At 66.5% G+C, this 18,880-nt stretch carries 16 protein-coding genes; 4 read left to right on the plus strand and 12 right to left on the minus strand.

Annotation, left to right across the window (positions count from 1 at the left end; translation table 11 throughout):
* Nucleotides 1-27 precede the first annotated feature (27 nt).
* Nucleotides 28-1,125, minus strand: a complete 1,098-nt coding sequence (locus KA383_11840; GenBank protein ID MBP7746811.1) for an aminopeptidase — start codon at nt 1,123-1,125, stop codon at nt 28-30.
* 121 nt (nt 1,126-1,246) lie between these two features.
* On the opposite strand from KA383_11840, the gene KA383_11845 reads away from it, so the two are divergent.
* On the plus strand, nt 1,247-1,720 hold the full coding sequence (locus KA383_11845; GenBank protein MBP7746812.1) for a hypothetical protein: 474 nt from the start codon (nt 1,247-1,249) through the stop codon (nt 1,718-1,720).
* A 171-nt stretch (nt 1,721-1,891) separates the two neighbouring features.
* Nucleotides 1,892-2,758 (plus strand): neutral zinc metallopeptidase, encoded by an 867-nt coding sequence (locus KA383_11850; GenBank protein ID MBP7746813.1) that lies wholly within the window; start codon nt 1,892-1,894, stop codon nt 2,756-2,758.
* 90 nt (nt 2,759-2,848) lie between these two features.
* On the opposite strand, the gene KA383_11855 is transcribed toward KA383_11850, so the two are convergent.
* From KA383_11855 to KA383_11880, 6 genes are all read right to left on the minus strand, one after another.
* Nucleotides 2,849-3,541 carry a transposase gene (locus KA383_11855; protein MBP7746814.1) on the minus strand — a complete coding sequence of 231 codons (693 nt, stop codon included), beginning with the start codon at nt 3,539-3,541 and terminating at the stop codon, nt 2,849-2,851.
* A gap of 176 nt (nt 3,542-3,717) precedes the next feature.
* The gene (locus KA383_11860) at nt 3,718-4,161 is read right to left on the minus strand and encodes a hypothetical protein (GenBank protein MBP7746815.1); all 444 of its coding nucleotides are present in this window, start codon (nt 4,159-4,161) and stop codon (nt 3,718-3,720) included.
* Nucleotides 4,162-4,556: 395 nt separating this feature from the next.
* Nucleotides 4,557-6,002 (minus strand): MFS transporter, encoded by a 1,446-nt coding sequence (locus KA383_11865; GenBank protein ID MBP7746816.1) that lies wholly within the window; start codon nt 6,000-6,002, stop codon nt 4,557-4,559.
* Nucleotides 5,999-7,519 (minus strand): glycerol-3-phosphate dehydrogenase/oxidase, encoded by a 1,521-nt coding sequence (locus KA383_11870; protein MBP7746817.1) that lies wholly within the window; start codon nt 7,517-7,519, stop codon nt 5,999-6,001. Before KA383_11870 ends, KA383_11865 begins: the two co-directional genes overlap by 4 nt.
* Nucleotides 7,516-8,349: an HAD-IIA family hydrolase gene (locus KA383_11875; protein ID MBP7746818.1), complete on the minus strand. Its 834-nt coding sequence runs from the start codon at nt 8,347-8,349 to the stop codon at nt 7,516-7,518. Before KA383_11875 ends, KA383_11870 begins: the two co-directional genes overlap by 4 nt.
* Nucleotides 8,349-9,758, minus strand: coding sequence for a sn-glycerol-1-phosphate dehydrogenase (locus tag KA383_11880; GenBank protein ID MBP7746819.1), 1,410 nt, complete (start codon nt 9,756-9,758; stop codon nt 8,349-8,351). The genes KA383_11875 and KA383_11880 overlap by 1 nt, the downstream gene beginning before the upstream one ends.
* 298 nt (nt 9,759-10,056) lie before the next feature.
* Here KA383_11880 and KA383_11885 point away from each other — a divergent pair, with 298 nt between their 5' ends.
* Nucleotides 10,057-10,662: a glycerol-3-phosphate responsive antiterminator gene (locus KA383_11885; protein MBP7746820.1), complete on the plus strand. Its 606-nt coding sequence runs from the start codon at nt 10,057-10,059 to the stop codon at nt 10,660-10,662.
* On the opposite strand, the gene KA383_11890 is transcribed toward KA383_11885, so the two are convergent.
* From KA383_11890 to KA383_11905, 4 genes are all read right to left on the minus strand, one after another.
* Nucleotides 10,655-11,470, minus strand: a complete 816-nt coding sequence (locus KA383_11890; GenBank protein MBP7746821.1) for a glycerophosphodiester phosphodiesterase — start codon at nt 11,468-11,470, stop codon at nt 10,655-10,657. The two genes, KA383_11885 and KA383_11890, sit on opposite strands and share 8 nt — an antisense overlap.
* A gap of 173 nt (nt 11,471-11,643) precedes the next feature.
* A complete protein-coding gene (locus KA383_11895; protein ID MBP7746822.1) occupies nt 11,644-13,356 on the minus strand; it encodes a hypothetical protein in 1,713 nt (570 codons plus the stop codon).
* 543 nt (nt 13,357-13,899) lie between these two features.
* Nucleotides 13,900-14,610, minus strand: coding sequence for a hypothetical protein (locus tag KA383_11900; protein MBP7746823.1), 711 nt, complete (start codon nt 14,608-14,610; stop codon nt 13,900-13,902).
* 431 nt (nt 14,611-15,041) lie between these two features.
* Nucleotides 15,042-16,025 carry an aldo/keto reductase gene (locus KA383_11905; GenBank protein ID MBP7746824.1) on the minus strand — a complete coding sequence of 328 codons (984 nt, stop codon included), beginning with the start codon at nt 16,023-16,025 and terminating at the stop codon, nt 15,042-15,044.
* Nucleotides 16,026-16,262: 237 nt separating this feature from the next.
* On the opposite strand from KA383_11905, the gene KA383_11910 reads away from it, so the two are divergent.
* Nucleotides 16,263-17,621, plus strand: a complete 1,359-nt coding sequence (locus KA383_11910) for a hypothetical protein (protein MBP7746825.1) — start codon at nt 16,263-16,265, stop codon at nt 17,619-17,621.
* A 408-nt stretch (nt 17,622-18,029) separates the two neighbouring features.
* Here KA383_11910 and KA383_11915 read toward each other — a convergent pair whose 3' ends face one another.
* Complete coding sequence (locus KA383_11915; protein MBP7746826.1) at nt 18,030-18,800, minus strand: hypothetical protein; 771 nt, start codon at nt 18,798-18,800, stop codon at nt 18,030-18,032.
* Between the last annotated feature and the right edge of the window lie 80 nt (nt 18,801-18,880).

Genomic DNA, 18,880 nt, shown 5'->3' on the forward strand with positions numbered 1-18,880 from the left:
CCTCCCCTGGGCAGCTTAACGCCCGGACTACGGGACGGCGAGCGCCGCCGAGTGCTGCTGCAGCCAGCCCCGCAGGTACGTGAACGGATCGTCCGACCCCTGTGCCGCCGCGCGGTACACATCCAGCGCTGCCGACCAGTCCGACCCCGTAGTGGCATACACGTCGGCGAACACGTCGAGGTCGAGGTTGTAGCGGTAGTGGGCGAGCATCCAGGCGTTGTTGGTCGGCAGGTTCGCGTAACCCGCGAACGACTCGGGGTAATTCAGCGTCGGCTGCACCGCGGCCACAAAGCGGTCGCGCCCCGCCTGGTACACGGCTTCCCGCCCGGCGATCTTCTGTTCCGCGCTGAGGTCCTGGGCATAGTACGCCGCCAGATCCGCGTACAAGTCCAGCAGAAACGCATTCACTACATCCGTGTCCGCGTAGAACGCCACCGCGATCGCCGGCAGGCCGGAGTTGTCGCCGAACTGCGCGCGCACGAATTCGACGGCGCCCTGGCGTCCGACGAACGTGGCCAGGGATTCGTTGAACACCGTGTCGTTCGGGCGGTAGATTGTGTTGTGCAGCAGTTCGTGGATGATCGTCTCGGAGAGCGAGAGCACGTCGCGCCGCAGCATCGTCGAGCGCACCGGGTCATCGAAAAAGCCCAGCGTGCTGTAGGCGTCGAGCTCGTACGTCAGCGTGTCGTAGCCCGCGTCCTTGAGCTGCTGCTCGTAGTCGCGCAGGTACGCCTCGTCGAAGAACGACAGGTACGGCACTTCGCCGACCACCGGGAACGTCCACGTCTTCGGCACCAGCGCGTCCCGCCGGGCGGCCGAGATGTTGAACGCCAGCGGGTCGCCCCGGGTGTCGTAGAAGGTCGTGTAGGAGCGGCCGACGTTGAGACCGAGGGTGCCGGCGGCGTATTCGCGGGCCGCGACCATCAGCTCCAGCTTGGCTGCGTCCTCCTCGGAGAGCCGGCCGGAGGCGAGCACGTCGTCGATCGGCTCGACGTGGCCCTGGACCTGAAGCTGCCCCTCGGCCAACTGGAGGACGTAGGGCAGGCCCTCGCAGCCGGCGAGGCCCAGGCCCACGGTCAACCCAGCCAGGAGAACGAAATAAAGCCGCGTGCGGTTCGAATCCATTTCCGGCATCCTATACGCAGTTGCCCGGCGGCCGGCCGCGTCCGGCGACGCCGGGATGGGGTATTGTACCTCCAGGCGTCCAGGCCGGCGGGTGTCCGGCACGGCCGGCGGAGATCGGGAGATGACAGTGGTGCTCGCACCGGTGTGGGCTCTGGGAACGATCACCAGCTTGTCGCTGGCCAACACCGATGTCGCCGGCAACATCACCGGGGCCTGCTGCGTTTTCGTCGTGCTGCCCGCGTTGCAGGCGTTTGTGTGCTGGCTGGTGGTCGAGTGCTTCCGGGCCATTCCGGCGAAGTACCAGCTGCAGGAGCCGCGCTACACGTGGCTGCTGATGGTGCCGCTCTTTAACTTCTACTGGGGCTTCAAGGTCTATCCGGCGCTGGCGGAGTCGTTCCAGGCGTACTTCTATTCGCGCGGGATTGCCGACGTGGACGACTGCGGCGAAAAGAACGCCCGGCGGTACTGCATCTGGGTGTGCTTTGCGATCATTCCCTGCCTGGGCCTGATCCCGGGTATCGTCGCGCTGGTGTACCTCATCCTGTTCCTGACGCAGGCCGACGAGCTGAAGCGGCGCATCCTGACGGCCACCTGATGGCGTCTGTGGCGGCCAACCCGCTCGCAGCCGGGAGCAGACTCGACCTGCGTTCTTAGCTGCCGCGGCGCTGTGAGCGCGGTACAATTCGCCCGTGCATTCCGAGCGCTGGCCCGGAAACACTCACGTCGGTCATGGCGGCGCTCGTTCTGGTGACCACGGGAGCACAACATGCGTTGGACAGGGCTGCGCCGTAGCGGCAACATCGAAGATCGGCGGCGAGGGGGGCGCGGATTGGCACTGGGCGGTGGGGGGATGCTCATCCTGATCTTGCTCGCGGTCTTGTTTGGCCGGGACCCAGCGGCGCTCATGCAACTGGTGTCGGACGGCGGGGCGGGCCCGCTACCCGACGAAGGTGGTGTCGCCGGCGTCGTCGCCACCGGCGATCCGGAGGATGACCGCCTGGCTGAGTTCGTGGCGGTCGTGCTCGGCGACACGGAGACCGTCTGGCATGACCTGTTCGCACAGCAGGGGCGCAGCTATCGGGAGCCGAAGCTGGTCCTGTTCCGCGACCGGGTGCGCTCGGCGTGCGGTCTGGCCGGGTCGGCGACGGGGCCGTTCTACTGCCCGGGCGACGAGAAGGTCTACCTGGACCTGTCGTTCTTCGCTGACCTGGGAGCGCGGTTCGGCGCCCCGGGCGACTTCGCACAGGCGTACGTGATCGCCCACGAAATCGGCCACCATGTCCAGAAGGTGCTGGGGATCAGCGACCGCTTCGATGCGCAACGCCGGCGAGTGAGCGAGAAAGAGGCGAATGCGCTCCTGGTGCGGCTGGAGTTGCAGGCCGACTTCTTCGCGGGGGTCTGGGCGCATCACGCGCACCGGGCGCGCGATCTGCTGGAGCCCGGCGATCTCGAAGAGGGACTCCGCGCGGCCGCGGCGGTCGGCGATGATCGGCTGCAGAAACAGGCCCAGGGCTATGTCGTGCCGGACTCGTTCACGCACGGGACGTCGGAGCAGCGTGTGCGCTGGTTCCGGCGCGGCTACGAAACCGGCGACATTTCGCAGGGCAACACGTTCGAAGTTGCGACGCCGTAGCGTCCTGAAGGTGCAAGCCGTCACCCCCCGCGGCAGCGGTGTCGGCCCGAACCGTCTTGCAGCGCTAAAGGGCACGCTAGAGGGAACATTCTACTTTTTAGCCAGTTTCGCGGACTCGGCCTGTTCCCGTAATACCTGGCGCGGACGACCGCGCGGGTGCAGCGTGCTCTCCAGGCCCAACGCCGCTGCCGTGCGGACGCTCCACGCCGGCGTGCCGAATGGGGCCCCACGCACTACGCTCTGACGCACCGCTTCCAATTCCGCGTCCGTCTCCGGCCGGTTCACCCGCGCCGTCCAGTTCCGCGGCAGCGCTACCGGCGACGCCGTCAGCAACTCGCTCCGCCGACGCCGCAACGCCAGGCTGGACCAAGGCCAGTCCTCCGCCCGCCGCGCCAGCCCCGCCCGGACCGGGTTCCGCTCCACGTAGCGCAGCACGGTCAGGAAGTGCTCGTCCCGCTGGATCGGAAACGCCTTGAAGCGGCCTTGCCAGACGTGCCCGGACGTCCCACGCTGCCCGTGATACCGCCGCACGTGCGATGTGAGCAGCCACTGCATCCAGCGACTCAGATCGCCGTCGGCATGTGGCCAGAGTAGCAGGTGAAAGTGGTTCGGCAGCAGGCACAGGCCGAGCACCCGCAGCGGCCAGCGCGTGCCCGCGGCGGCGAGCAGGTCCAGGAAGGCGGCGTAGTCCGCGTCGCGGTGAAAGACGCGTTGCCGTCCGTTGCCGCGGTTGAGCACGTGGTAGCAGACATCGCCGGCGGAAGCACCCGCGGTACGGGGCATGCTGAAAGGCTACGCGACTCCCTGCCGTGGGTCGAGAAAGCAGAATGTCCCGTGTATCCCCCGAGAAAGCAGAATGTCCCGTGTATCCCCCGAGAAAGCAGAATGTCCCGTGTATCCCCGCGCGGAAATGGCGCTGTATTGATGTGTGCCTGCCCCAAACAACGGTGCGAGGAGATTCACCGGAAGAACAGAAAGCCCGAGTTCGCATCGCCGCCCCCCGCGCGCGCTGTTGCGTTCTCCTCGGCTTTCAACTTCCGATATCCTCTGGGGGTGACTACGTAGCCGGCTTTCTCGTCGACAAGGTCGAGGATTAGCACCCGTGAAACGTGGTCACCCTCTTCGATCGTCACACGCGCAAAGGGCGAACATCGCTCAACATCATTGACATCCCAGCGAAGCGTGTACCGCTTGCTTTGGGAAGCCGTGTTGCTGAGTGTCTCCTTCAGGCTTTCCCGGTCGATAGGACCGCCTTCCGCCCACGCGCTGGCCACATCGGATGCACAACGCAGCAAGATGGACTGGCGAATGCGCGGGTCGGGCGGCGTCATCAGCCAGCCGATCGTAACTACGCTAAACACCACAGCGATAGATGCGAAAACGAGTGGCCGCTTAACATGCATACGCAAGAGCATTCCTACGGGTCGATAATCGGAACGTCGTCCCAACCTGTAAACGCAGTGTATCCAGGGACAGCCACCTATTTCTATGCCTCCAGCTTCGTCGGCGGGCGGCCGACCGGCCGGGGATGCAGACGCCGGCCGCAGCTTGCACTATGACGACATTCTACTGCGCGGCCGGCATGCGTTCGACTGTCGCCGGGGATGCGAGGCTGATTCGTCCGCCTTCCGGGCGGGAAAAGCAAAGGGAGTGTGGGCTTTGTGTTCCAGGGGCTGAAGCCACCTGGCAACCATCGCGCGCCCTCCGGGCGCAGACCTCGATCCCTCGATGCCTCGATCCCCCGCGCCCGCGCCGTGGCTTCGTCGCTATGCGGCTGCGTGGCTTCGTCGCTGCCGCTTTACGCCTTCGGCTTCAGGCGCCAGGTGAAGGCCAGCAGGATGACGCCCAGCAGGGTACACAGCAGGATCACGGCGATCACGATCGACCACGAGGCGGAAACGCTGTAGACCGCCTGCAGCTTGTCGAGCAGCCAGCCAAACCCCTTCGCCTGCGCCGCCCGCCCCAGGTAGCCGAACAGTCCGATGAAGCCGGCGGCCGTGCCGATCGCCTTTTTGGACGTCAGGTCCAGCGCCTGGATGACGACCAGATTGATCACGGGATAGATGAAGAACCCGACAACCCCGAGCATCGTCAGGTCCAGCCAGAAGTACCCGGCCGGCGTCAGCCAGATTACCACGAACGCCGCCAGAATCGGGATCATGCACAGCACGGAGACCATGCCGCGCCGCCCGCCGAGCAGGTCGGAGAACCACCCGAACAGGATCGTCGAGGCAATGCCGCCGAACTCGGTCACCAGGACGACCATGCCGCCTTTCAAGAGAGTCGCATCCTTGACTTCCCGGAAGTACGTCGGACCCCAGTCCAGCATGCAATACCGCGCGACATAGGCGAAGAAGTTCGCGAACGCCAGGAGCCAGATGTACTTGTTGCCCAGCGTGTGGTGGATCAGGAGTTCCCGGTACGACAGCTCACGCTCCTGCAAGCCATGCTGCCGCTGCGCTTCCGTGAAATCGTTCCGGTATTCCTCGATCGGCGGCAGGCCCACCGACTGCGGCGTGTCCCGCAATCTCCAGAAGAGGTACACGGCCCCGATCGCCGCCAGGATGCCCGGGAAAAAGAACGCGGAATGCCAGCCGCCGACGTGTGCCCCCAGCCACGTGGCCATGTCCGCCACCGTGCTCCAGCCACGACCGGTTGCCCAGGCGCACAGCTCATTGGCCCAGCGGCTACTGTGTTGAGTCGCCCACGCGGCCAGATAGCCGGCGATACCACCGCCGATGTTGTGCGACGTGTTCCAGATGCTGAACGTCAGGCCACGCTCCTTCTCGCTGAACCAGTGCCCCATGCTGCGACCGCACGGCGGCCAGCCCATGCCCTGCACGAAGCCGTTCAGCGTCCAGAGCGACAGATGCAGCCAGTAGTTCGCAACGCTGCCGAAGGCGAAGTTGCAGATCGCCGTGAGCAGGAGCCCGCACGCCATGAACACGCGCGGGTTGCTGCGATCGGACAAGGCGCCGAGCAGGAACTTGCCCAGTCCGTAGCTCAGCGCGGTGGCCGCCATGATCGTGCCGATCATGTCCTTGTCGTAGTTCAGCGCCGCCTGCACTTCCTTGGCGACCGGCGAGAGGTTGTTGCGGACCAGGTAGAACATCGCGTAGCCGATGAACGTTGCCTCCATGATCCGCCAGCGGTAGCGCGGGTACTGCCGCCGGACCTCGGATTCCGGCAGGCGCGCGACGTGTGGGGCGGGAGCAAGAAAGCGACGGCAGGCCGCGATGATCATGAACGTACACCCGTGACGGCAGGTTGCGGACGGTCACTGCGGGACGGCCGGGACGCGCCGACCTGGCGCTGATAACGTGCGAGCTCGGCGTCCCGTTCGGCGTCATTCCAGCCGAGGCAGGCTCCCATCCATTGCGCGACCTGCGCGGCAATCCGGCCGGCGTCGCGATGATAATGGTGCCAGCCAGTTCGGCGGATCATGACGTCGTCCAGATGGATGGCCCACTCGCGGTGACAACAATACTCGACCGCCGTGGCCGAGACGGGACCCGGCACGAGCGTGCTGCATTCGCCAACCTCCGGCGGCTCGAGCAGGGGGACCAGCGCCGTGCAGCAGGGCGTGCGTCGGCGTCCCAGATACTGCTCCAGTTGATCCACGGTTTGCTCGGCGATGAGGCGATAGGTCGTCAGCTTGCCGCCGGCGACATCGTACCAGCCCGGCTGCGACATGCGAATCTTGTGCGAGCGCGAGATGTCCGAGGGGCGCCCGTGCGGGTTGGCGATCAGCGGTCGCAGGCCGGCCCACGTGCTGACGACGTCGTTGACACTCAGGGCCGCCGGGGGGAAGGACTCGTTGGTGACCTGCAGGACGTAGGCGATGTCGTCCGCGTCCGCGAACACGTCTTCAAGCGGGCCGGCGTAGTCGGTATCGGTGGTGCCCAGGATGACCCGCTCGCCCCAGGGAATTGCGAAGAGGATACGCTTGCCCTCGGTCATGACCACGGCTGCGGGGATGGGCAGGCGGTCGCGCTCGATGACCATGTGAATACCCTTGGTCAATCGCAGCGGAATGCCGCGCTGCGCGAACTGCTGCCCCCACGGCCCGGTCGCGTTCACCACCGACCGGCTGGTGACGCGCAGCTCCCGGCCGCTGAGGCGATCCGTGAGCACGCAGCGCCAGGTGCCCGCCTCCCGGACCGCTTCCTCCAGCTTGCAGTAGTTGACCGCGCAGGCACCGGCCTTGGCCGCCGAGCGGACCGTGTCGATGGTCAGGCGTGCGTCGTTGGTCAGACCGTCAAAGTAGCGCACCGCGCCGGTCAGGTTCGCGGTCTGCACGCCCGGAAGATGGTCGGCGGTCTGTGCCGGATTCATGTCGCCGGAGCGGCCAAAGTTGTGGCCGCTACACAGCCAGTCATAGATGCGCACGCCGATGCGGAGCTTCCACAAGGCCCAGGCGGCCCAGGGTGCGCCGCGATAGGTGGGCAGCACAAAGGGCAGCGGCGCGCAGATCTGTGGGGCGAGGTTGTGCACGATGCGCTTCTCGACGCTCGCCTCGCGGACCAGCCCGAGGCGTCCCTGCGCCAGGTAGCGCAAGCCGCCGTGCAACAAGCGGCTCGATCGGCTCGAGGTCCCGAACGCGAAGTCGTGCTGATCGACCAGGGCCACGCGCAGCCCGCGCAGCGCGGCATCGCGCGCGACACCGGCGCCGACGATGCCGCCGCCCGCCACCAGGACATCGAACGGCCCATCGGTCAGGGCCGCGACGACGTCCGCACGTGTAACGCGCTGGTCGCTCATGGGGCGCCCCCGGCCTGCCGTGCGGTCACGAGCAACTCACCCAGTTGCTCAATGCTGCGGAGCACGAGGTCCGGCGGCTCCGGGCAGGTGGTGGCGTCGTCCCGCGTCGCTTCGCCGGTGAGCACGAGCACGCCGAGCGCGCCAGCCCGCCGGGCCATGGCCATGTCGGTGTAGAGGCGGTCGCCGACCATCGCGAGCTGGGCGGGTTGCAGCGCGTGACGCGCGAGGATGCCGGTCAGCATGCGCGGATCGGGCTTGCCCAGCACGGTCGTCGGGGCCTGGCCGGTTGCTGCCTGCAGGCAGGCACAGACGGACCCGCAGTCCACCAGCACGGTCGGCTGGTCGGTCGGGCAGACGCGATCGGGATGCGTAGCGATGAAGGGCTTGCCGCGCTGAATCCACCAGGCGGCCTTGCACAGGCGCGGGAACGCGAGCGTGGTGTCGAAGCCGACGATCACGGCCTGCGGCTCCTCATCGTCGGGGAGCAGCTCAAACCCCGCTTCGGCGAACTCGGCCTGCAGGCTCGGTGTGCCCAGCACAAAGAGGCGGTGCACGGCCGGGAACTCGCGCCGCAGGCAATCGATGGTTGAGAGCGTCGATGTGTAGAGCTGGTCAGCCGTCGCTTCGATGCCCAGCTTGAGCAGGTGCGACAGGTAATCCCGGCAGCTCTTGGACGAGTTGTTGGTGAGGAACGTGTAGCCGATTCCCAGCCGTGCCAGCGTGGCCAGGAACGCGGGCGTGAAGTCGAAGAGCGTTCCGTCCTTGTAGATGGTGCCATCCATGTCGAGCGCGACGTGGCGAATCGAGCGCAGTTGATCGACGACTGCCATCAGCGACCTCCCTCTGGCGACAACCCGGGCCCAGCGCGCCACGGCCCGACCGGCGCGAACAGCCGATCCAGGCATGCCGGCAACAGCCCTGTGAGCACCGCCAGGTCGAGCACGGTGAAGCGCCGTCGAATCTGCTGCGCGGCAAGATACGAGCGCCGCAGCCGCAGCCAGTCAATGCTGATTGCCTCGGGTTCGCACGGGGCCCCGGCGCGCCGCAGCAGCGCGTGCAGCTCCTTGAAGCCGAGCAACTGTTGCCGCAGACGCGTCCGCAGTTGCGGCCAGGCCGCGCGGAGACGAGACAGCATTTCCTCCAGCGCCGGGCCAGCGCGGTGCTTGGCTGCGACCTCCCGCAGAGCGATTTCCCGCAGTTCCGGCTGGGTGTGCGTTTCGCACACCGATCGTTGGACGGCTGGCAGGTCGGGCTGCTGCGCGCACACGCGCTGGATGTCGAGCTGCTCGAGCGAGAAGCGCAGCAGTTCCTCGTACAGCAGCGTCACCGCCAGCGTCCCGATGCCGACTTTGCAGCCGTGCCACGGAACGCGCCCCTGGTGACGATGCTGCTCCATGTCCCACAGGTGGCTGAACTGGTGTTCGGCCCCGGACGCCGGCCGGCTGGACCGGTTGTGCTGTATGGCCAGCCCGCTCATCAGCAGGCCCTCGGTGAGCGCGTGGAGCGCTGCCGGTTGCCCCCGTTGCACGCCGGCTGGGTCGCCGATCCACTCGCGCAGATGGGTCTGAACCAGCTCCCACGCCCGTGGGTCCATCGGTTCGATGCCGGCCGCGTCGGCGAGGATCCAATCCGCGCCGGCCGTGGTTTTCGCCACGAGATCCGCATAGCCGGCGATGTTGAGCTCGGTTGGGGCGCGGCAGATTACGTCCAGGTCGGCGATCACTGCTCGGGGTGCCGGGCACCAGAACGTCTCCTTGGAGCCGTACCGGGTGATCGACGCGCCGCACGCGGTATAGCCGTCCATTGAGGCGGCGGTGGCCACGACCAGGTACGGCCGGCCACAGAGATGCCCAGCCAGTTTCGTCAGGTCATTGATCGTGCCGGACCCGACCGCGACCGGGACCGCGCCGGTCGCGCTCAATGTCGCCTGGATGCGATCGACGTGCTGATACTCCGCGGGCAGGTCCGGTTCGTCGAAGACGATGGGGTCGGTCGTCGGCACGCCGGCCTGCTTCAGCAGCGCCAGCACCTGTTGGCCGGCTGCGGCCAGCGCGTTGCGGTCCGCCACAATGACCGCCGGTGAATTCGGGAACTGGCGCTGGAACACCTCGGCGGCCCGGCCAATCACGCCTTCGCCCAACTGCAGCTCGCGCGTGTCGCTGACCAGGTGCAGCGCGTCGGCGATGCGCTGGTTGAGCACGGCCGCGTGCGTCGTGTTGGCTCCTCGTGGCGTGGTCATCGATGGTCTGTGGGGCGAGACTCGGTCGCGGCTTGTAACGCTGCGCGCGGAACGCCGCTGGCGCGGGACTCGAGCCTCCCGCTTACATGCACAAGATGGCGAATCATCGATTTGAAACGGCCCACAAGAGACCTCGCTTGCGCCCGTGCGGCGCGCAAAAAAAACCCTGCAGAAGCTCATCGCTTGCAGGGGCCGTTCTCTTGATCTCTGGCCCGTGTGCAAAACCGCTGGCCCAAGCTCAGCGTTATTAATAGCATATCGGCGGAAACCGGCCCCAGTCAAGAGCAGGACGCACACCATGCGCAAAGGCCCCCGCGCGCAGGACATTCGCAAGTGGCTTACACAGCCCGTCATTCCGGTCGTAGCGCAGACGGATGCCGACGTGGCGGTGGTGGCCGAGGCCAGCTTGGTCTTCCTGCAGGGCTGCGAGTTGTCGGACCTGGCCCGCATCCTCGCATGGTTCAAGGCCGGCCCGCTTGCCCACCTGCCGATCATGTTGCATATCGACCTGCTAGCCGGGCTGACCAGCGACGACGCCGGCCTGCGTTACCTGGCCGCGCTCGGGAAGATCGACGGGATTATCACGGTGCGCCCGCATCTCGTGGCCGCGGCCCGCAAGCAGGGGCTCCGCTCGATCCTGTTGCTGTTCCTGCAGGACAGCCGGGCGGTCGAGCGGGGGCTGCACATCGTCGCGCAAGCGCAGCCCGACGCGATCGAGCTCGTCCCCGGAGTGGCGGCCCTGGAAATCCTCCCGCAGTTCGCCGACCTTGCCGTGCCGCGTATCGCCGGCGGCCTGATTCGCACGGCGGAGCTGGCACAGCGGCTGCTCGCGGCGGGTTGCGACGCAATCAGCACCAGCACGGCCGACTTGTGGCGGCTCAACGGCCGCGCGCGGCTCAGCTAGCGAGCTTCCCCTCTCGGATCGCCTGGCGGAGTTCGCCGGGACGATTCGTGATGATCCCGTCGATGCCGGCGGCGGCGAGGCGCTGCCAGTCGGCCAGCTCATCGACCGTCCAGGCAAAGACCTTGTAGCCGCGGGCATGGAGTTGGGCGATCAGGTCGGCATTCAGATCGGAGTGCTTCCAGGCCACGATCTGAGCGCCGGTGGCGGGCAGGCCCGCCCAGCGTTTCTCATCGAAGGCCTTGTCGCCGAGCACCGCCAGCGGCTGCGTCGGCTCCAGCTTGTGCAACTCCTCCAGGAACTGCCAGTCGAAGCTCTGCACGATCAGCTTGCCGATCAGTTTTTTCTCGCGCAGCATCCGGGCATGGCTCTCGGCCGAGCCGGCCTTGCGCTCAAGCAGGGTCCGCGAGTCAGCCTGGATCGCAGCGAGCGCATCAGCGAGCCGGGGAATCCGCTCGCCGGTGTACCTGGCGTCAAACCACGCGCCCGCGTCCAGCGTATCGATCTGCTGGTCGGTCAACTGGCTGAATTTGATCTTCTCGCCGCCCAGCGTCGCGACCGCGTTGGTCGTCCGGTCCACGGTGTCATCATGTAGGCAATAGAGGGTCCCGTCGGCGGACGCGCGCGTGTCCAGCTCGACGTAGTCTGCGTGCTTGGCGACCGCCCCGCGGAATGCCGCCAGCGTGTTTTCCGGCGCCGCCGCCGAATCGCCGCGGTGGGCGATGACCAGGATGCGCTCCGCGCCGCTCCGGCACGCAGACAGGGTGGACAAGGTGATCACCGACAGTTGAAGCACGATCCACATCTTCATCAGAGCACCATCCTGACGCCGACTGCCACTGCGAAAGGGGCGCCGCGCGCGACTGCAAGAACGCAGGCCCGGCCGCGGCCGTGCTGCGCTGCGCACGCGATGCGCCCGATGGACCAGTGTACTGGCTCCGGTGGGCGCTACAAGCGCGCCACAGGACGGCGCGGCGGCGACGCTCAGGGCTCCTGGTAGACGTCACCGGCGGCGTTGTCGTTGAAGGTGTTCACGGTGGCCAGATCGTTGTTGACCACGGCGCTGCCGGCGAGCCAGACGCCCCAGCCGGCACTGTGCTGGAACGTGCAGTTCTGGACCGTCGCCCTTGGGTTGGTGCCCGTCAGCAGGAGATTGGCGTAATCCTCCTGTCCGCCGTACTCGATGGTGACGTACTGCAGCACATTCTGATCCGAATTGGTGCCGTAGAGTTGCAGTCCGTCCCAGAAGCCCGGGACCTGGGTGTGCCCCGTCAGCACGATCGGCTGGTCGGCCGTCCCGATCGCCGCCAGGGAGGCGTTTTGCCAGACCGTCATGCCCACATCCTGCATGAAGGTCAGTCGCGCACCGGCCGCGAACGTGATGTTGTGCACGATGTCGATCGATGCATCGATCAGGTAGGGGACATCCAGCGCGGGCCAGGTCCCGTCGGCACGGCTGTCACCACCGCGGACCAGGACGAAATCCACGTCGTTGCCGGTGTAGCTGCTCGTGTCGGACAGGTCCCCGAGGCATTCAGCCGTGACGTCGCCGGCGCCGGTCTGGTTCCGCGTGATCGTGTTGTGATCAAAGGCGGTCACGACCGCGGTCCCGTTGAGATAGAACCCGCAGCCCGCGCTTTCGCGGAGCGTGCAATGGCGCACGGACACACGTGAATTGGTGCCCGTCAGCAGGAGATTGGCGTAGTCCTCCTGGCCGCCGTACTCGATCGTGACGTATTCCAGCGCGTTGTCGCTCGAGTTCGAGCTGTAGAACGCCAGGCCGTCCCAGAAGCCCCGGACCGTGTCATTGCCGGTCAACACGATTGGCTGGTCGGCCGTCCCGATCGCCGCCAGGGAGGCGTTTTGCCAGACCGTCATGCCCACATCCTGCATGAAGGTCAGTCGCGCACCGGCCGCGAGCGTGATGTTGTGCACGATGTCGATCGATGCATCGATCAGGTAGGGGACATCGAGCGCGGGCCAGGTCCCGTCGGCGCGGCTGTCACCACCGCGGACCAGAACGAAATCCACGTCGTTGCCGGTGTAGCTGCTCGTGTCGGACAGGTCCCCGAGGCATTCAGCCGTGACGTCGCCGGCGCCGGTCTGGTTCCGCGTGATCGTGTTGTGATCAAAGGCGGTCACGACCGCGGTCCCGTTGAGATAGAACCCGCAGCCCGCGCTTTCGCGGAGCGTGCAATGGCGCACGGACACACGTGAATTGGTGCCCGTCAGCAGGAGATTGGCGTAGTCCTCCTGGCCGCCGTACTCGATGGTGACGTATTCCAGCGCGTTGTCACTCGAGTTCGAGCTGTAGAACTCCACACCGTCCCAGTAACCCCGCGTTGACGCCGCGCCGGTGAGCACGATGGGGTTGTCGGCGGTGCCTTGCGCCGCGAGCGCGCTGTCGCTCCAGACCGTCAGCTTGGTGCCCTGGGCGAACTTGAGCGTCACGCCGGGGGCGAGCGTCAGGACGGCGCCGTCGGAGACGTCGATGCTGGACTCCACGATGTAGCAACCCGCCGCAAGCGTGGTGTCGGTGACGATGTCGGTAGTTGACAAGACGACGCAGGCGCCGGGCGTTCCGTCGTCCGGTCCGGGACAGCCGCCCGGCAGAACGCCGAGCGCGCCGGCCGCAAACATTATGAAACCCACCATCATGCACGGAAAACGATTGTGATGCGTTGTGCCTCGAGACATGACCTCGCCTCCCTCGCGACCCACCGGGTGATCGCAGACCCGCCGGTTCCGGCCGGGGAATGCGACCCATGCCAGGTTTCCCGCGTGGCAGGACGATGGTGTCACTGCCGAGCGCGCGGCGACCCGGTTTTTCCCACCGGCCGAACCTGCAGCGGGCATTCTACGCGCGCGGTGCGCCTGGCGGCAAGCCAACGTCGCCGACCCGCGCTGGCGTTCCTCGTCTCGTGCGGGCCGGCTTTGCCAGGCCTAACACGCGGCCTTGGTCGCCAGGGCGCGCAGCTCCGCGACCTGCGGCGGCGCCGAGCCGTTTGGCCCGGCGCCGCCAATCGGTTTTATCAGCGGGCGTGGCGCACCGCGCGCCGCAATGCATCGTGGAGCCTGGGTTACTCCGTCAGCGCGTCGTAGACCGCGAGCCAGTATGCGCCTTGCGTCGCATCCGGCGCGTTTTCGCGCGCAAGGCCCCCCCGGGGGGCGCACCGGTGCGCCGTTGCTGAGGCCCGTTATCAGTTGTTCGACCTGCTGCCCCCCGGACCCTCTGATCGGCTATCTGAAATAGGTGGCTGTCCCTATTATCCTCCTTGTTCCGGTCCGCGAGAGGACCGACAATGCCATCAGGCTTCCACCCAACACGAGACTGTCACACTCCGGAACCACTCCGAATCGAAAGTAATCCCAGCGCGCAAGACTCGCCCCTCCGTAGACTCCATCACCCCACCTCACGTCGGACTCGTAGAGAGACTCCCAGAATGCTCCGTAGATGACAGGCTCCCCATTGATTGAAAGTACGTAGCTCCTCATGTCCACGGACTCAAGTGCGAACGAGTGTGGAATACCCGGCTCGAAGGCAGCAACAACTCCAGGCTCAAAAGAACTCAGGATCTCAGTGCGACTGAGCTTGAAGCCGACCGCCCACTGATCGTCGGAGAACACCGCCACGCTCGGGTCGTAATAGCCGACCAACTCTTCAACCAAGATGCGCCATTCCAGAAGAAAACTCTCCCCTGCCTCGGGGTCGAGTCCGCCATTCATCGGCATCACGTAGTAATCCTGAATGCCGACGCTCGCGGTTCCGTCCATAATGAGCCAGCCGTCTTCAAGCGAGCGCTGATCGCCGCCGTAGCGGGTGACGCGCTCCCAACCCTCCTCTTCCGGAAACTGCCCGTTGGCCGGCTCGTACTCGATCCAGTACGGGCTCGCCCGGGCGGCCGTCACCGCCAGCAGCAATGTCGCCGTCACGCTCAACACACGCCGCATGCCGATCCTCCTTGCTCTGCGCGCCAGCCGCGCCGGCATCCCCAGCCGGCCGGCCGCGCGCTGCCTCATGCTCTGCCACGACGCCGGGACAAACACGCGTCTCGTGGCCGCGCTCCGACGCCCGCGACGGACGCGCACCGCGAGCGCCGGCAAGCGAGTTGCCCTCAATCAGTTATAGCCCTCCAGCACCGGCCGCCGCCAACGTGGCGACCGTCCCGCCCGACCCCACCGTCAATATCCCCGCCACGCAACACGCCGGGCGTGATTTCGTCGCCCCTGGGGTCCCGTCGTCATGCGGCCAGCAGCACGCAGGCAGTGCCGACCGATAACCACGAGCATTCTACATCGCACGCGCGGCATGGACAACAGAAAAAGAGCGGCGACACCGCAATGCAGCGCGCCGTCAGCAAGAGGACGCGGTGCAGGCCTGCTCAGGTGCGCACATGCGACGCCGCCAGGGCGCGCAGCTCGGCGACCTGCGGCAGCGTCAGCGGGCGGCCGGCGGCCGCGAGGTTGCACGCGACTTGCGCGCGGTTGCGGAAGCCGGGGATGACACACGCGACGCGCTCGTGGGCGAGGACGTATTGCAGTGCGACGCGCGCCAGGTCCTCGGTACGCGCCCCATGGCGGGTCTTGATCTGGTCGACCAGCCCGTTGACTTTCGCGATACCGGCGGCGGAGAAGCGCTCCTGCGACGCGCGGAAGTCGCCGGGCTCGAATTGCGGCGGCTTTTTCGCGTCGTACTTGCCGAGCAGCAGGCCCTGGCTGAGCGGGCTGAACGCGACGAAGGACATCTCGTGCGTCTTGAGCAGCTCGGCCACGGGGCCGCCGGGTCGGATGAACTGGTCGTCGAGCAGGTGGGCCCAGCTTTGCAGGACAGTGGGGCGGATGCGTGGGACGAGGCGCTGGAAATCGGCGGCGGAGTACGCGGACAGGCCGATGATCCGAATCTTGCCTTCGCGCTGCAAGCGTTGCATGGCGTCGATGGCCTCGTCGAGATAGCGATCATCAGGTCCGAAGTCGCCGTGGTGGAAGTAGTAGATGTCGAGCACATCGGTCTGCAGGTTGTGGAGGGACTGCTCGCACTGGTGGCGGATGTGCAGGGCCTCGTACGCGTGCGCCGCCGTGCCGGGGAAATGGCCGACCTTGCTGACGATGAGCACGTCCTGGCGGCGGGGGCCGAGCGCGCGGGCGAGCAGCCGTTCGGCGCGGCCGTTGCCGTAGCAGTCGGCGTTGTCGAAGTGGTTGACGCCGGCGTCGAGGGCGGCATGGACGGCGCGGATGGCCTCGTCCTCGTCGACGTTGGCCCAGCCGTTGGGGACGCCGTCGATCCAGTTGAGGCCGCCGAGCGTCCAGCAGCCGAGGCTGATTTCGGAGACCTGGAGGTCGCTGCGGCCAAGGGGGCGGTATTGCATGGCGGGCTCCTGTCGGTGGATCTCGAACGCCGGCGGCGACGCAGACCACGTCGCCGGGTGGATGACCGGTACAGAGAATACCGGCGGCGAGGGGACAGGTCGATTGTCGCCGTGCCGATGATGGGGGTGGGCGTCCGCACAAGGCGATACGTGGCTGCCGGGCCGGAATCCAGTTGCAGCGGCCGGTGGCACGCGCCTAACGTATTATGGAGCCTGATGTGCGAGGTGACCTGTAAGATGATGCGACGATCAGTGGTGCTGGCGGTGGCGTTCCTGGGGGCGGCCGGTGCCCCGGCTGAGGGTGAGCAACAGCCGATAAGTCTGCACCAGCTCGCCTGGCAGGCCCACCGCGACACGCCGACGTCGCCGGACCTGATCGGCGCGCGTGGCGAGACGCCGGTGCCGCTCCAGCCGCGGACGGGTACGTCGTATCCGTGCTCGACGGTCTTCGGTTATCTGCCCTATTGGGAAAGCTCGGCGAACCTGCAGTACGGCCGGCTGACGCACATCGCGTGCTTCTCGGTCGAGGTGAACAGCAACGGCACGCTCGGCAACGACCATGGCTGGCCGTGGACCGCGCTGATCAACACGGCACACGAGAACGGTGTGAAGGTGGTTCTGGTTGCCACGCTGTTCGACAACGCGGCGATTAACACGCTGATCAACAACACGACGTACAAGAACGCGTTTTTCGCGAACCTGAAAAGCAAGATGCTGGAGGGCACCGCGGACGGCGTGAACATCGATTTCGAGCCGGGCGGCAGCGGCAGCACGAGCTGGCAGACGCAGATGCACACGTTCATGGCCGAGCTGACCGCGTATTTCCACGCGCAGGTGCCGGGCAGCGAGGTGACGATCGCGGGGCCGGCGGTGAACTGGAGCGGCAACTGGAACCTGCTCGGCATCGCCAACGGCTGCGACGGCATCTTCATCATGGGCTATGCGTTCTGGGGGAGCTGGAGCACGACGTCCGGGCCGAATGCGCCGCTGACCGGCGGCACGTACAACATCACGAACACGGTGCTGACGCAGTATGGCGTGGTCACGCAGAACTGCCCAGAGAAGCTGATCCTGGGCGTGCCATACTACGGGCATCACTGGACGACGGTGTCGTCCGCGCCGCGCGCGACGGTGCTGGACTTCATCAGCTCGACGCGCTTCTACAACGACGAGCCGAATTCGCAGACATACGGGGTGTTGTGGGACGCGACGTCGCAGACGCCGTGGTATCGCTGGCTGGACGGCTCGACGTGGCACCAGGTGTGGTTCGACAACGCGACGAGCCTGGGGTTGAAGTATGACCTCGCGCTGGATCACGGGCTCCAGGGCGTGGGGATGTGGGCGCTGAACTACGACGGTGCGCGGACCGAGCTCTGGGACCTGATCGCGGCGAAGATCGGCGAGTGCTACCTGGTGGCCGATTTCAACGGCGACGGCCACGTGACGTGGGCGGACATCGGGCCGCTGCTGTACTGCCTGCGCGGGCCGGGCGTGACGTACGCGGCGGGGCACCTGTGCATCGCGGGCGACAGCGACGAGGACGCGGACGTGGACCTGGCGGACCTCGCGCTGGTGCAGAGGCTATTCCGGCCGTAGGGCCGGAAGCCACGAAGGGAAGCGACGGAGCGAGGAAGTCGGAACCCCACGCGGCAGCGCCGGGCCCACGCAGCGCGATGCGTGCTGGGACATGCACACGTCTCCCGCAACCCGCTCGTTGGCGCTCGGGGCTCTGATTCGTGTGACACCGGCGTACCCGGCCAACTCCCCTCCCTTCCAGGGAGGGGGCAGGGGGAGGGTTGGCCGTGACCCGCTGGCAAACGCGTTTTGAACGCCGGGACTCCGTTGTTATCCTGATGGGCAGAGGGTCTGCATCTGTGAAGTGCCCCCAATCGGCCCCGCGCGAGCGCCGCCGGGAGGAGAAGAATCGTGCCTGACACCTGCCGAACGATGATTGTGCCGTGTGCCTTGGTGGTGCTCCCTACGGATGCCCCGGCGAACCACGCACTATGGCGACGGCGAAGCCGCACCATCGACGATGGTCGGCGGCTGTCCCCGCGCGCGTTCGTACGCCTCCCGGAATCGCTCCAACTCACGTGCAAACTCCGCCGCCGAGAAGTGCTTGACCTCGCCGCCGACGTACAGCACACAACAATCGCCGTCTTCGTGATTCGTCGGCCGGTCGTACGCCAGGATCCAGTTCCACGGGTCTTGGCGACTCAAGCCCGAGACGTACAGGTAGTCTGTATTCCCGGGCCCAGCCACCGACGACGAGAACGGACAGTGCAACTGCATCTCGGTCACGAACCCCTGCTCGAATAGCGGTGTCAGGTCTGGCGGATATGTACCGTTGTCATCGTAATAATCACGCAATGCGTGACCAATAGCTCTTAGATTAGCGCGGCACACAGGCAGTATCTGCCCGAACAGAAAGGAGCTGACCAGCGGCCAGAAAGCGATCGTAGAGAACAACCCCAGTCCCGCGCCGATCAGCGCCCGCCACTTGCCGTCGTATGTCTTTGGGCGCCAGATCGCGAGCACGGCGCTCCACACGCCGACAATCACCGCGAGTCCACCCACAACGACGGGCGCCAGTCGGAAGATGTCAACGAAGAACGGCCAGACTACCAGCAACGGCAGGCTCGCAATCCCCAGCCACAGCGCCGCGGTAGCCCCGCCCTCGTGGATTTCATCCCGCAGCCAGCTCTCCCCGTTGCGTTCCGTGATCGGCCCCGGCAAGACGGGCGGAAGCACAGGTGTGGGATTATCCGCGCACATCAGGCCGCTCCTGTTCGCAGAACGCCGCGGCGCCGGTCACATCCGCACCCCCTTGGTGTCTTCGCGCCTTCGTGGTGCTC

Source organism: Phycisphaerae bacterium (assembly GCA_017999985.1).
In the GTDB taxonomy this organism is placed as follows: Bacteria; Planctomycetota; Phycisphaerae; order UBA1845; family Fen-1342; genus JAGNKU01.

Excerpts from the sequence above, each read along its gene's own strand:
- KA383_11840 (MBP7746811.1), bottom strand. The coding sequence starts at position 1,125 with ATGGATTCGAACCGCACGCGGCTTTATTTCGTTCTCCTGGCTGGGTTG.
- KA383_11845 (MBP7746812.1), top strand. The coding sequence starts at position 1,247 with ATGACAGTGGTGCTCGCACCGGTGTGGGCTCTGGGAACGATCACCAGC.
- KA383_11850 (MBP7746813.1), top strand. The coding sequence starts at position 1,892 with ATGCGTTGGACAGGGCTGCGCCGTAGCGGCAACATCGAAGATCGGCGG.
- KA383_11855 (MBP7746814.1), bottom strand. The coding sequence starts at position 3,541 with ATGCCCCGTACCGCGGGTGCTTCCGCCGGCGATGTCTGCTACCACGTG.
- KA383_11860 (MBP7746815.1), bottom strand. The coding sequence starts at position 4,161 with ATGCATGTTAAGCGGCCACTCGTTTTCGCATCTATCGCTGTGGTGTTT.
- KA383_11865 (MBP7746816.1), bottom strand. The coding sequence starts at position 6,002 with ATGATCATCGCGGCCTGCCGTCGCTTTCTTGCTCCCGCCCCACACGTC.
- KA383_11870 (MBP7746817.1), bottom strand. The coding sequence starts at position 7,519 with ATGAGCGACCAGCGCGTTACACGTGCGGACGTCGTCGCGGCCCTGACC.
- KA383_11875 (MBP7746818.1), bottom strand. The coding sequence starts at position 8,349 with ATGGCAGTCGTCGATCAACTGCGCTCGATTCGCCACGTCGCGCTCGAC.
- KA383_11880 (MBP7746819.1), bottom strand. The coding sequence starts at position 9,758 with ATGACCACGCCACGAGGAGCCAACACGACGCACGCGGCCGTGCTCAAC.
- KA383_11885 (MBP7746820.1), top strand. The coding sequence starts at position 10,057 with ATGCGCAAAGGCCCCCGCGCGCAGGACATTCGCAAGTGGCTTACACAG.
- KA383_11890 (MBP7746821.1), bottom strand. The coding sequence starts at position 11,470 with ATGAAGATGTGGATCGTGCTTCAACTGTCGGTGATCACCTTGTCCACC.
- KA383_11895 (MBP7746822.1), bottom strand. The coding sequence starts at position 13,356 with ATGTCTCGAGGCACAACGCATCACAATCGTTTTCCGTGCATGATGGTG.
- KA383_11900 (MBP7746823.1), bottom strand. The coding sequence starts at position 14,610 with ATGCGGCGTGTGTTGAGCGTGACGGCGACATTGCTGCTGGCGGTGACG.
- KA383_11905 (MBP7746824.1), bottom strand. The coding sequence starts at position 16,025 with ATGCAATACCGCCCCCTTGGCCGCAGCGACCTCCAGGTCTCCGAAATC.
- KA383_11910 (MBP7746825.1), top strand. The coding sequence starts at position 16,263 with ATGATGCGACGATCAGTGGTGCTGGCGGTGGCGTTCCTGGGGGCGGCC.
- KA383_11915 (MBP7746826.1), bottom strand. The coding sequence starts at position 18,800 with ATGTGCGCGGATAATCCCACACCTGTGCTTCCGCCCGTCTTGCCGGGG.